Origin of the sequence: Caballeronia sp. LZ016 (genome assembly GCF_031450805.1) — a bacterium.
GTDB lineage: Bacteria > Pseudomonadota > Gammaproteobacteria > Burkholderiales > Burkholderiaceae > Caballeronia.
In genome coordinates, this window is sequence record NZ_JARTVY010000005.1 from 398,120 (window position 1) to 411,018 (window position 12,899).

The following is a 12,899-nucleotide window of genomic DNA, read 5'->3' on the forward strand; positions in this document are numbered from 1 at the left end:
AGCGAAGCGCGCCTACGCCTTGGCGAGCCATGCGAACTCAGCGAAGCGATAACCCATCACGCGGCCCGACGGACTGCCCTTCAATCCACGCAGCGTCGAACTCTGCGCATCGATGAAGTTGATGAACGCGGGAATCACGAGACTGTTCTTCTCATAGACGATGGTTTGCATGTCGCCATACATCTGCTTGCGCTTCGCATCGTCGCGCTCGCGGCGCGCCTGCACGAGCAGTTGATCGAACTGCTCGTTCTTCCACCCCGATTCGTTCCAGTTCGCATTCGAGCGGAAGAACTGCGTGTACAGCAGATCGAGCGTCGGGCGCGGCAGGATGGAACCGTAGGTCATCGGATACTTCATCCAGTACGTGGTCCAGTAGCCATCCGCCGGGACGCGGCGCACGTTGATGTCGACGCCCGCCTGCTTCGCCGCTTGCTGCACCAGCATCGCGGAATCGAGCGCCGTCTCCACCGATGGCGGCGCGATGATCTCCGCACGCGCGGTCTGCGCGCCGGCCTTCTTGAAGTGAAACTGCGCCTTGTCCGGGTCATAGGCGCGCTGCGGCAGTCCCTTCATGAAATACGGATGCCACTCCGGCACCGGATGATCGTTCGCGAGCGTGCCATGTCCGCGCAGCATCACGTTCACGATGCGCTGCCGGTCATGCAGATACTTGATGCCCTCGTTGAAGTCCGCACTCTTCGTCGGCAGCATGTCCTGCCGCAACGCGAGGTCCGAATAGAGCTGCGACGGGCTTTCGAGCACGGTCGCCTTGCCGGTCTGCCTGATGCGATCAACATCGCGCGCGGGCAGCGGCGAAATGAGCTGCACGTCGCCTGCGAGCAGCGCGTTGGTGCGCGCCGCATCGTCGCCGATGCCGATGATCTCCACTTCATCCAGATAGGGACGCCCCGGCTTCCAGAAGTTCGGATTGCGCGTGCCGATGCAGCGCTGCGCCGGCGTGAACTCCTTGCATACGTAAGGGCCGGTGCCGTTGCCCTTCGAGAAGTCCGTCGTGTTCGCCGCGACGATCACCAGATGCGGGATGGCGAGCAGCGCCGGAAGATCGACGTTCGGCTCCGTCAACGTGATCTCGACCTTCAGCGGCCCCGCCGCTTTCACGGATGCGATGCCGTCCGCAATGGACTTCGCCTTCGAGGCCGTCGCCGGGTCCTTGTGACGCATCAGCGAGAACACGACATCATCGGATGTGAACGGCTTGCCGTCGTGAAAGTGCACGTTCGGCTTGAGCGTGACGTTCCACTTCACGAAGTCGTCGGATTCGAGCTTCTCGGCAAGCGCGTTCTGCGTCTTGAAGTCGGCATCGAGTTCGGTGAGGCCGCTGTAGAACATGTAGGCGCGCGAATAGTCGCCCGTATGCGTGCCCTTCGCGGGATCGAGCGAATCCATCAGCGACTGATGCGCAAGCGCCACGCGAATGCGTCCACCGCGTTGCGGCGCGCCTTCCGTCGCGGCGAACGCAAGCGACGATGCCCCCGGCAGAATCAGCGTGGCGGCGCCGGCTGCGGCCAGCGTCCTGATGGCCCGGCGGCGGGAAGGATCGGCGACAACGAAGTCTTTCGGCAATGTCATGGGCAGCCTCGCTCGGTGATGTCGTCATGCGGATGAATGGAATGGTCCGTCACAGCGCGAGGCAAAGCCGGTACGCGTCGTAGATGGCCGTGTGGATGTCGCGCGATGCGCTCGCATCGCCGATGCGGTAAAGATTGAATTGCCCGGCCTCGCCTTCCTGTGCGGCGGGCTGCGGCTTCGCTGTCGCGAATGCTTCGAGATCCGTGTAGCCGTCGTTGACCGAATACATGCGCGCGGCTTCGTAGAGGTCGTCGACTGCGAGCATGCCGCGCTCGACGACCACATGGTCCGCTTCCATCTCGAGGAGCTCGCTCGTCAGATGATGACGGAACACCGCGCGCCGCTTGCCGTTCTCCGCTGCGTTCACTTCGACCAGTTCGACATTGGCGCGCACCGGCACGTCCCAGCGCGCAATGTCGCGCATCCACGCCTGGTCGTCGCCGCGTCCGCCCGTCTCCTGCGCGGGCGTGCTGTCGATCAACGCAAGCGATACGTCGAGGCCCGCATCGACATAACGTTCCGCGCAAAGATAGGCGTTGTGCCGGCCGGTGCCGTCGTACACGAGCACGCTGCCCGCGCGCGGCGGGGTTTCCGTCAGCGCGTCGAACACCGACTTGCATAGATCGCCGCCGGGCAACGTATCGAGATCGGGCAGGCCGCCCGTCGCGATGATGACGACATCCGCGCCGTGATTGAGCACATCGCTGAGCTCGGCATAGTGGTTGTAGCGCACGTCGACGCCCAGCTGCGCGAGTTGCGCGACGCGCCAGTCCACGATGCCGATGAGATCGCGCCGCCAGCTTCCGGTCGCCGCGAGCAGCATTTGTCCGCCTGCCGTCGAGTTCGCTTCGAGCACGGTCACGTCATGGCCGCGTTTCGCGCTGATGCGCGCCGCCTCCAGTCCCGCCGGTCCCGCGCCGACGATGAGCACGCGCTTCTTCTGCGCGGCCGGTGCGATGTCATGCGTGAGATAGGTCTCGCGCGATGTCGCCGGATTATGGATGCACGTCGCGCGAAAATTGCGGCAGAACGATGCCCCGACGCACGGCCGCGCCTCGTCTTCCTTGCCCGCTTCGACGAGCCGGACGAGATGCGGCTCGGCGATATGCGCGCGCGTCATGCCGACCATGTCGAGCAGGCCTTCGCGGATCGCATAGCGCGCGGTGGCGAGGTCGGCGATCTTCGCTGCATGGAACACGGGCAGGTCCACCGCGCGCTTGAATGCCGCGGCTTTGGGCAGCCACGGCGCGGACGGCACGAACATGCCGGGCATCGAATTCACCGCGAGCGACATCTTCGTGTCCATGCGTCCGAACGTGACATTGAAGAAATCGAAGAGACCCGTGCTTTGAAGAATGCGCGACATCTCGAGCCCTTCTTCGAAGCTGCATCCGTCTTCGAGTGCGAAGCGGAATCCCACGATGAAATCGTCGCCCGTCTGCTTGCGTATTTCCTCATGGACTTCGATTGCAAAGCGCACGCGGTTGGCCGTCGAGCCGCCGTATTTGTCGGTGCGCAGGTTCACGGTCGGGTCCATGAACTGGCCGATGAGATGCCCGCCCGCGTGCGTTTCGACGCCATCGAGACCGCCATCGCGGCAACGTTTCGCCGCGAGGCCGAAGTCGCGGATGACGCGCTTGATGTCGGCGTCGTGAATGGCCTGCGGGATCGCGCGATGCAGCGTTTCGCGCACGGCCGACGGCGCGATCATCGGCAGCCACGGCTCGGTGTAGGCATCGCCGCGCCGGCCGAGATGCGTGATCTGGCACATCAGCGCCGCGCCGTGCGTGTGAATGCGATCGGCGAAGCGCCGCAAATGCGGCACGACGGCATCGGTCGATACGTTGATCTGCTGGAACGTGTTGGGACTGTCGAGACTCACATTCGACGAACCGCCGAACATCGTCAGCGCGAGGCCCCCTTTAGCTTTTTCCTCGTGATACCGTTGATAGACCTCTTGCGGGAATTCGTCGCGCGTCAGGCGGCTTGCGTGACTCGTGCTCATCACGCGGTTCCTGAGAACGAGATGCCTGAGGGCGAACGGCTGAAGCAATGGGTCCGACGATGCAGGTGCGGCGGCGCGGTGATCGGTGTCGTGGGTCATGGCCTGCCAGATGAGTTGAGCGTCGGACTCAAGGTAAGGAGACCAATATCGGCCGTCAATTTACAAATCGATGCATGCCCCATAACATGGTGTTGTATGAGTCTGCGACTTCCTTCGCTTCAGGCACTGCTCGTATTCGAAACATCGGCGCGGCTTCTGAGCTTTACCAAGGCAGCCGGCGAGCTCAACGTGACGCCCGTCGCCGTGAGCCGCATGGTGGCGCGCCTCGAAGACGCGCTCGACTTCAAGCTGTTTGAACGCACGAAACTAGGGCTAACCCTGACGGATCGCGGCGCAACGTTGCAGCGTGCGGTCGCATCGGGCTTCGGTCAGATCGGCGACACCATCGACCAGCTAAAGCGCGATCATGCGCGAGGCGAGATCGTCACCTTATCGCTCGCGAGCGGGTTCGCCGCGTTGTGGCTTCTGCCGCGTTATGCCGAGTTCCGCAAGCGCTTTCCGTCGATCAACCTGCGTCTGCAAGTCATGCCCGGCCGCCTGTATGGACCGCTCGAAGATGCGGATCTCGGCATCCGGCTGCATGGACCCGGCTCGGAAAGCGATCCTTCGTGTCTTTGTCCCGAGATCATCGTTCCTGTGTGCAGTCCGAACTATCTCGCAGAGTCCGGACCGCTCGATGCACCGAGGCACAGCGAAGGCCACGCCTACATTCATCTGGACGTGACCACGCATTCATGGGCAGATTTTCACCGCGCGACGGGGCTGTCGGACAATGGCATCGGTGAAGCGGTGCATCACACGGACCCCGGCCTTGCCGTGCAGTGCGCGATGCTCGGTCAGGGCGTCGTGCTCGGCTGGCTGCTGGCCATCGCCGCGCCGCTCAACGAAGGCAAGGTGGTTCCCGCATGGGACCGCTATATCGAAACGGGCTGTCACTACGTGCTCGAATATCGTTCGTCGAATCCGTCGGATGGCACGCGCCATGTCGCGCGATGGCTGATCGAACAGCTCGGCGAGGAAGTCGATCGCGCGCGACGCCTGCTCGCGCCGATGAAGGCCGTGTCGAGAAACCGTGCGGGGCAATCGGCGCATCGAACCGACATCAGCGATTGCCCAACGCGCTAAAGAAGCGCGCGACGACGCCGTTAGTACGTCGAGGCAAAGCCGGAGCGATTCGGCGACGTAGAGAATCAGATTGCCCGTCGCACTGGCGGCCGGCGTCAGGAGAACAGATGAGAGTCATCAAGTTAAGCGCAGTTGGGTCGTCAATTGCGCTAAGCGGCGCTGCGCTCGCGGGCACCGTGGCGAGTACGCCGGGCGCACCCGTCACGCTGGTCGTGCCCGCCTATTTCGATGCAGCGAGAGGCGTCGCCAATTGGGACGCGCTCACGGCAACCGCGCGCAAGATACCGACCACTGCCATTCTGAATCCCAACAGCGGGCCGGGCGTTACCGCCGATGCGAACTACACGGCCGCCATCACGCGATTGCGGACCGCAGGCGGCAAGGTGATCGGCTATGTGTCGACGTCGTACACGAAGCGGTCGCTCTCCGCGGTAGTCGGCGACATCAACCGATACATCGCGCTATATCCCGTCGACGGGTTCTTCATCGACGAAATGACGGCGGATAACCAAGCGTCGCACATTCAGTTCTATCAGTCGGTCTACAACTATATCAAGGCGCTGAAGCCGACTTATACGGTCATCGGCAATCCGGGGACGAATATTCCCGAGCTTTACGCGAGCCTGCCGACCGCCGATCAGTTCGTCGTGTTCGAAAGCAATGCGAAGAGCTATGCGACTTATCAGACGATGGGATGGCAGGCTGCTTATCCGAAGAGCCGGTTCGTGCATATCGTCTATAACGTGAGCGCCGCGCAATTGCCGCGCGTGGTGACGTATGCAAAGACACATGCCGCTGGAAGCGTCTACGTCACGTCGCTTACGCTGCCGAATCCGTACAAGGCGCTTCCCGCGTACTGGAACAACGAGGTAGCGGACGCGCTCGCGCCGTGACCTGCCGCCGTTACGCCCTTGCGCGATGCACCGCCCCTGCCGCTCTCGCCTGAACCGGCGGCCAGTCAGGAAGCGGCGGTTCGCGGTGGTCGACATCGGCCATGCCGTAGGCCAGTGCATACCGCCTCGCCGATAACGCGCACGCGAACTGGCCGAGTGCGCCGCTCGCGCGCATTCCGCCATCGGGCGCACGCAAGATGAGCATCGCCGTGTAGAACGCACCGTCCTCGACGGCGAGCGGCGTGAGGGTGCACCCCTTGTAGAGCACTTCGTATTGGCTTTCCATTACCGCTTTCTCTCAGATATGTTGGAATGTTTTACCTGCATTTTACGAAAGTCAGGCGGTAATTAAGACCCTGCGTATACCCCTAGTAACGGCAAAAACTTCATATCATCGGCAAGCAGCGAAGTGACTCATTCCAGCGACAGGCGCGCAACAAAGGCGAGCAAGGTCGCGCCGAACGTCCAGCGTTGCACTTGCTGCATTCGGGGATGGCGCGTGAGCCAGCGTGACAGACGCGCCGCGCCGGCGGCGAGCGTCAGAGGATAGAGCATCGGACGGCATCCTTATGAACGGCGCGTGCTGACGATAGAATCAAGCTCGACGCGCGCGCCGAACAGGATGTTTTCGCGCCGTCGCCCCGGCGCAGCAGACGAGCCCGGTTTTCCGCATCGTCGATGATCGCCTGAAGCCTCTTCTGCCCCGACGAGTTCTCCGAGCATTCTCCACCCTTGAGTTATCACCGACACCATCATGCATATCGATCAAGACGTCGTTCGAAAGATTGCGCCTGAAGGCAGATTGCGGGCATCCATCAACCTCGGCAATCCGATCCTCGCCAACAGGCGCGCGGATACCGGCGAGCCGTTCGGCGTATCGATCGATCTCGCGCGCGAGTTCGCGCGGCGGCTGAATGTCGATATCGAACTCGTCGCCTTCGATACCGCCGGCAAGTCGGTCGAAGCCGTCGCCAACGAGCAGGCGGACATCGGCTTCTTCGCGATCGATCCGCTGCGCGGCGAAAGCATCGCATTCACGGCGCCGTACGTGCTGATCGAAGGCTGCTATCTCGTGCGCGACGAATCGAGCATCCGTGCCAACGATCAGGTGGATCGTGAAGGCGTTCGCGTGACGGTCGGCAAAGGCAGCGCGTACGATCTCTTTCTGACACGCGAACTGAAGCATGCACAAATCGTTCGCGCGCCGACATCGCAAGCGGTCGTGCAGACGTTCATCGACCAAGGGCTGGATGTGGCGGCGGGCGTGCGTCAGCAACTGGAAGCGGACGCCGCGCGCACGCCCGGATTGCGGCTCCTTGGCGAACGCTTCATGGTCATCCGGCAAGCGATGGGCACGCCGAAAAGCCGCGGGGACGCGGCGGCCGACTTGCTGCGTGCATTCGTGGAGGAGATGAAGGGATCCGGCTTCGTCGCGGAAGCGTTGAAGCGGCATGGAATTGCCGGTGCGTCCGTCGCGCCGCTGGAGTAGCAGCGGCTGCGTACAAAGCAGCGCTTCGATTCACCGGCCGAGCGCCCATTCCAGCCGCCGCGCCTGATCCAGATGCAGGATGCACGCCGGACGCGACGCCGCCAGCAGCGCCTTGACGTCGGCGCTCGTCGTCGTGCGGATGAAGCCGTCGAACGCCGCGATCGATCGCTGATGCCACCCGATTTCATGCTCCAGGTACGCGAGATCGAAATCGCGGCTTTGCACATCGTCGAGCGCGGCGAGGTCGTCGCGTAGCTGCCGCGCCATCGACTCGCTCATCGCGCTCGATTGCGCCCGCTCGCCCAGCCGGTCGAGCATGGCGGCCATCTGACGGTTCATGCCGTCATGTTCGGCGATCATTCTGCGCGCGTAGTTCTGAATGCTGAGCGACTGCGTTCTGCGCAAGGCGAGTTGGCCAACTGCCATTTCCACCTGATTGGCGACGATGAAGACGCCAGCCATTTGGGCATCGGTGAGACGTGTGCCCTGCGCATGGGCGTGCAGATTCGCTGCGATCAGCAAAAGCATCACGGCAACGAGCGATAGGTGCTTCATGGATCGCCTCATGAGTCCACGCGATAGCAGCGTGAAGACGAGGCTAGCACAGCACCGGTCCGCTCGCGCACGTCGCCTTAGAACGTCTCCCAGTCTTTGTCGGACCCGGTGGCGGCCATTGCCGGCGAAACTGCATCGGCCGTCGCGCGTTTCGTCGCTTTAGGCGCAATACGGCTCTTGATGTTCGCCGGCGCGGCAACCGTAGTCTTCGCCGGAGCGGCTTCCGCACTGGCGCGACTCGTCCGGAAAATGGCCACCGCTTGCCGAAGCTGCTTCGCCTGATCGTCGAGTGACCCGGCCGCTGCGGCTGCCTGCTCGACGAGCGCGGCGTTTTGCTGCGTGACTTCATCCATCTGCGTGATGGCCTGATTCACCTGTTCGATGCCGCGGCTTTGCTCATGCGACGCCGACGCGATCTCGCCCATGATATCGGTCACGCGCTGAATGGCGGACTGCACGCTGCGCATCGTCTCGCCTGCCTGCGCGACCAGTTCCGTGCCCGCGCCCACGCGATCGCCCGATGTTTCGATCAGCGCCTTGATTTCCTTCGCGGCGCTCGAAGAACGCTGCGCGAGACTGCGTACTTCGCTCGCGACGACTGCGAAGCCCCGGCCCTGCTCGCCCGCACGCGCGGCTTCCACGGCTGCGTTCAGCGCGAGAATGTTGGTCTGAAAAGCAATGCCTTCGATGATGCCGATGATGTCCGCAATCCTGCCTGAGCTTTCCTGAATGCCGGCCATCGTATCGACGACCTGACCGACGATCGCCGCGCCTTCGTTGGCCACCGCACTGGCGTTATCGGCGAGGCCGCTTGCCTGGCGCGCGTTGTCCGCGTTCTGCCTGACGGTGCCAGTGAGTTCTTCCATGCTCGCCGCTGTCTGCTGAAGCGACGCGGCCTGCTCTTCCGTGCGCGCGGACAAGTCCGTGTTGCCCGCCGCGATCTCGTTGGTCGCGCTGGCAATGGCGGTCGCGGATGTCGTGACCGCGCCGATCGCGTCGAGCAGGCGGTCCTGCATCGCACGCACGGACGCCATCAGGCTCTTGTCGTAGCCGGCGGGAACGTGAACCGGTTCGGTGAGATTGCCCGCTGCGATACGTTCGCACGCATCGGCGACGTCTTGCGGATCGCCGCCCAGCTTCTTCAGCACGTTGCGGATGATCCAGCCCATCGCCACCGTCAGCAGCAGGCCCACGACGCCGACGATGCCGAGCATCTCGAGCAGCCGCACGCCGAATTCGCTATCGATGTCATCGACGTAGGCGCCGGTATAGACGTGCCAGTCCCATGCGCGCACGTATTCGCCGTATGCGGTTTTCGGCAGAGCGTCCGTCTCGCCCGGCTTCGGGTAGAGATAGCTCGTGAGATGGGTGCCGTCGAGCCCGTGCTTGACGATTTCGGCGGTGAAATGCTTGCCCGTCTTGTCGACGAGATCGTTGATCTTGTTTTCGGTTTCGGGGCGAATCGGGTTCAGCAACTGCAGCATGTTCGAATCGACGACGAGCATGTAGCCGCTTTGTCCGTAGCGGACGGGGCGCAGATGCGCGATGGCTGCCTGCTTCGCGTCGGCCTCGGACATCGCGCCGCTCTGCGCCTGTTTGACATAGTGGTTCACCACGCTCACCGCGGACTGCACTTGCTCGGCGAGGCCGCGCTGGCGGTCGTGCATCATCAGCGTGCGGGTCATCGTCGCGCTCAACAGCGACAGCACGATCAGGCTCACCCAGATGAACCCGACGGTACTCCACAGCGTCGCCCTGAAACTCAGTCTTCTCATTTCGTCCTTCCTCTTTGCTTTACGCATCCGTCCCGATCTTTCGTCAGCCTTTCGGCTGCTGGGTGAAATATCGGCGGGGAAAGAGGAAAGTTGAGTCTGGCGGCGATGCTCGAGCGCCACGGCTCTCAGATGCGACGCGCACAGGCCGGACAAGCAGAGACATTGCCGGCTCGCGCATCAAGAATTAACGCGCGTTGCCGTCAACCAAGGGAGTGCCGTCGTTCACGGTGCAGATTGGGATTCGATTCGCGCTCGCAACTTCCGGTGCATCGCGGCGACTTTCTCTCCGGCTCTACAGAAACTCACTGCGCGATACGCTTGAAGGTCGCGTAATAATCATCGGTGTAATAGCAGTCACTCGTCTGCTTGCGCGGCCCGCCGCATACGATGCGCCGTTGCCCCCGATCGGTGGAACCGGGCGTACGCACCGTGTATGCATGGTAGTAGCCGCGAGGATGTTGCGGCAGCAACACCGCGCTGTTGCGGAACAGGACACCGTCTTCGCCGAAAGGAAATGGTCCGCCCGCTTTGATCAGACGCAGCGTTTCGGCAGCTTCTCCCGGCAACTGCGCCTGGGCGATGGCCGACAACGCACCGCGTTCCTGTGTCCCCGATGCAGGGACGGCGGCGCTCGCACTCTGCGCCGCCGAACTCGCCGATGCGCCCGAATCCTGAGCCGCGTTTCGCGACCCGTCCTTGTTGCATCCGCAAAGAATCGCGCTTATGGCGATCGTGCAGGAGAAAGCCAACGCGCGGTTCATCAAACGGTTGTCTCCGGTTGACCTGCATTCGACGACGACGAACGAAGCAAGAATATCCTGAGTGACAGACCGGATCAATCATCGGTTCCACACGCGCTTTCTCCCCCGACGCAATCAGACAGCCTGCTCCGCGCCTCCGAGTCCCGACGCGTCCTTGCTCGCTCCGTTTGCGCCATTCATCGCAGCGCCGGGCGCGGCCTTCCGTGCAGCTTTTTTAGCAGTGGCCTTCTTGCTTGCGGGCTTCCTGGCGGAAGCTGACGTTTTATTGGCGGCCGCCGCTCGCTTTGCCGGCGCTTTCTTAGCCGTGGCGGACGACTTCTTCGCAGCGCCTTTCTTGCGAGCAGTCGCCAAAGCGCCTTTACCGCCCGATGACTGAGTTTGCGTGTCGGCTTCCGCCGCATCGATCAGGAATTTGTTTCTGTCTTTTGCGCCCGCGAGCCAGGCCGGCGCTTTGCCTCGGCCGCTCCACGTCGCACCGGACTTCGGATCGCGATACTTCGCCGGCTGCGGACCCCTGACATAATTGCCGGCCTTGGCGGGCGCTTTCTCGGCAGATCCCGTTGCACTCGCCGCATTACCGTCGATCAAAAAGCGGTTCCGATTCTTCGCGTTCGCAATCCAGCCCGGCGCGCGGCCGCGACCGCTCCATTCAGCGCCGCTTTTCGGATCACGATACCGCGCCGACGCATTCGATTCGCTTTTCGCTTCGGTGCCCCGGCTTTTACTTCCGCTGTCTCGCCCGAGATCATCGACGGTTAAACCGTGTTCTTTCATTAGGCGCTGGATTTGCGCGATGACACCGGCTGACTGCTTCTTTCTAAGCACTTCGGCCTGAGCCTGCAGCTTCGCAATCCTTGCATTCAGGCTATCAATTGTTGCCATTCTGATTCTCCCATTCAATGACGATGTCGCGACTATGCCATATACGCGCGACACCGAGCGAATTAATCGCAAACGCAGTCCGACTGAATCGCCGAATACATTGCTGCGATGATTCGCGAACCGGTTTCTCAGAGACACTCGCATTTACGTTAAAAAGAGTTGCAGCCAGGCAAACCGACTCGGCGTTAGAAATACGGCAATGAACCGCGCGCCGTCAATCGACGCGTATTCGAAGCGCAACGCGATCGCCGCCCTGTCGCGCATCTCGCATCGGACACCCCCGATTACCTAGGTAATTGACACGTATGGACCTAGGTAATTTGAGCCTCTACTCTCGTTCGGACACCGCAAGGCATCGACACTTGAAGAGGAGAGGCACCATGCCAGATCAACGCAGCCAGGAAGTCGACACCGGAACGTTGCGACGCGTCATCGCGGCAGCCTCGATCGGCAACTTCGTCGAATGGTTCGACTTCGCCGCGTACGGATTTCTCGCCACCATTCTCACGCGCGAGTTCTTTCCGAGCGGCGACCCCACGGTCGGCCTGCTCAAGACCTTCGCGGTCTTTGCCGTTGCGTTCGCATTCCGGCCGCTCGGCGGGCTGGTCTTCGGCATCGTCGGCGACCGGATCGGCCGCAAGCGCACCCTTGCCTTCACGATCCTGCTGATGGCCGGTTCGACGACGCTCATCGGTCTGCTTCCGACCTACGCGACCATCGGTTACTGGGCGCCGCTGCTGCTTACGATCATCCGCTGCGTGCAAGGGTTTTCCGCAGGGGGCGAGTATGCGGGCGCCTGCGCCTATGTGATGGAACATGCGCCGCGCCGCCGCCGCGCATTCTTCGGCAGCTTCGTTCCGGTCTCGACGTTCTCGTCGTTTGCATGCGCCGCCGTGGTGGCGTATCTGCTCGAGTCGACGCTGTCCGCGCAAGCGATGATCGAATGGGGCTGGCGCGTGCCGTTCCTGATCGCGGCGCCGGTCGGTCTCATCGGCGTCTATTTGCGCGTCAATCTCAACGAAACGCCCGCGTTCCAGGCCCTCGAAGGCAAGCATGAAGTCGCGCATGCGCCGCTCATGGAAACCCTGCATTCGCAGTCGTGGAATATATTGAAGCTGGGTGCGTTCGTGTCGGTGACGGCGTTGTCGTTCTATACGTTCACGACTTACTTCGCCACCTATTTGCAAGTGGCCGGGCATCTCTCACGCGGCACGTCGCTGCTCGTGACCGTGCTCGCGCTCTTCTTCGCGGCGGCCCTGTGCCCGCTCGCCGGCCTCTTCTCGGATCGCGTGGGCCGCCGCGCGACGATTGCAACGACGTGCGTCTTCATCATCGCGTCGGTTTATCCGGCTTTCTCACTGGGCGGCTCTGGCGTGCTCTCGCAGTCGTTGCTGGGCGTCGCGCTGCTTGCCATCGGCGCCGTGCTTTCGGGCGTGGTGACTGCGCCGTTGATGTCGGAAGTGTTCGCGACGAAAACGCGCTACACGGCGTCCGCCATCACCTACAACCTTGCGTACACGATTTTCGGCGGCACCGCGCCGCTCGTCGCCACGTGGCTCATTTCCTCCACGGGAACGAACCTGTCGCCGGCGTACTATCTGATCGCGATATCGATCCTCGCGATGATCGGCGGTCTCTCGCTGCACGAAACGTCGAAGACCGCGCTGGAAGATGCCGGCGCCGCGACGAATAACCGAAACCAGGCCGCGTCCGTGAAACGCGCATACAAGCGCACCGTCTGAGCGACGCCACTCTTTCAGGAAT

The 12,899-nt window shown here is 62.5% G+C and carries 12 protein-coding genes; 4 read left to right on the forward strand and 8 right to left on the reverse strand.

Going from position 1 to position 12,899, the window contains the following annotated elements; genetic code table 11:
* Positions 1-12: 12 nt before the first annotated feature.
* Together P9220_RS25580 and P9220_RS25585 are read right to left on the reverse strand one after the other, a co-directional pair.
* Positions 13-1,590: an ABC transporter substrate-binding protein gene (locus P9220_RS25580; RefSeq protein WP_309768644.1), complete on the reverse strand. Its 1,578-nt coding sequence runs from the start codon at positions 1,588-1,590 to the stop codon at positions 13-15.
* Positions 1,591-1,639: 49 nt separating this feature from the next.
* On the reverse strand, positions 1,640-3,694 hold the full coding sequence (locus tag P9220_RS25585) for an FAD-dependent oxidoreductase (protein WP_309768645.1): 2,055 nt from the start codon (positions 3,692-3,694) through the stop codon (positions 1,640-1,642).
* 96 nt (positions 3,695-3,790) lie between these two features.
* On the opposite strand from P9220_RS25585, the gene P9220_RS25590 reads away from it, so the two are divergent.
* Both P9220_RS25590 and P9220_RS25595 read left to right on the forward strand, forming a co-directional pair.
* A complete protein-coding gene (locus P9220_RS25590; RefSeq protein WP_309768646.1) occupies positions 3,791-4,780 on the forward strand; it encodes a LysR family transcriptional regulator in 990 nt (329 codons plus the stop codon).
* Positions 4,781-4,887: 107 nt separating this feature from the next.
* Complete coding sequence (locus P9220_RS25595) at positions 4,888-5,673, forward strand: spherulation-specific family 4 protein (protein WP_309768647.1); 786 nt, start codon at positions 4,888-4,890, stop codon at positions 5,671-5,673.
* Between the two features lie 10 nt (positions 5,674-5,683).
* Here P9220_RS25595 and P9220_RS25600 read toward each other — a convergent pair whose 3' ends face one another.
* Together P9220_RS25600 and P9220_RS25605 are read right to left on the reverse strand one after the other, a co-directional pair.
* Positions 5,684-5,959 (reverse strand): hypothetical protein, encoded by a 276-nt coding sequence (locus P9220_RS25600; protein ID WP_309768648.1) that lies wholly within the window; start codon positions 5,957-5,959, stop codon positions 5,684-5,686.
* Between the two features lie 128 nt (positions 5,960-6,087).
* Positions 6,088-6,228 carry a hypothetical protein gene (locus P9220_RS25605; protein ID WP_309768649.1) on the reverse strand — a complete coding sequence of 47 codons (141 nt, stop codon included), beginning with the start codon at positions 6,226-6,228 and terminating at the stop codon, positions 6,088-6,090.
* Between the two features lie 199 nt (positions 6,229-6,427).
* On the opposite strand from P9220_RS25605, the gene P9220_RS25610 reads away from it, so the two are divergent.
* On the forward strand, positions 6,428-7,162 hold the full coding sequence (locus tag P9220_RS25610) for an ABC transporter substrate-binding protein (RefSeq protein WP_309768650.1): 735 nt from the start codon (positions 6,428-6,430) through the stop codon (positions 7,160-7,162).
* A gap of 30 nt (positions 7,163-7,192) precedes the next feature.
* Here P9220_RS25610 and P9220_RS25615 read toward each other — a convergent pair whose 3' ends face one another.
* The 4 genes from P9220_RS25615 to P9220_RS25630 form a co-directional block, all read right to left on the reverse strand.
* Positions 7,193-7,717: a DUF4142 domain-containing protein gene (locus P9220_RS25615; protein WP_309768651.1), complete on the reverse strand. Its 525-nt coding sequence runs from the start codon at positions 7,715-7,717 to the stop codon at positions 7,193-7,195.
* Positions 7,718-7,794: 77 nt separating this feature from the next.
* A complete protein-coding gene (locus tag P9220_RS25620) occupies positions 7,795-9,492 on the reverse strand; it encodes a methyl-accepting chemotaxis protein (RefSeq protein WP_309768652.1) in 1,698 nt (565 codons plus the stop codon).
* 302 nt (positions 9,493-9,794) lie between these two features.
* Positions 9,795-10,253: a ribonuclease gene (locus P9220_RS25625; RefSeq protein ID WP_309768653.1), complete on the reverse strand. Its 459-nt coding sequence runs from the start codon at positions 10,251-10,253 to the stop codon at positions 9,795-9,797.
* Between the two features lie 114 nt (positions 10,254-10,367).
* Positions 10,368-11,135 carry an H-NS family nucleoid-associated regulatory protein gene (locus tag P9220_RS25630; RefSeq protein WP_309768654.1) on the reverse strand — a complete coding sequence of 256 codons (768 nt, stop codon included), beginning with the start codon at positions 11,133-11,135 and terminating at the stop codon, positions 10,368-10,370.
* 380 nt (positions 11,136-11,515) lie between these two features.
* Here P9220_RS25630 and P9220_RS25635 point away from each other — a divergent pair, with 380 nt between their 5' ends.
* Complete coding sequence (locus P9220_RS25635) at positions 11,516-12,877, forward strand: MFS transporter (protein ID WP_309768655.1); 1,362 nt, start codon at positions 11,516-11,518, stop codon at positions 12,875-12,877.
* Positions 12,878-12,899 lie beyond the last annotated feature (22 nt).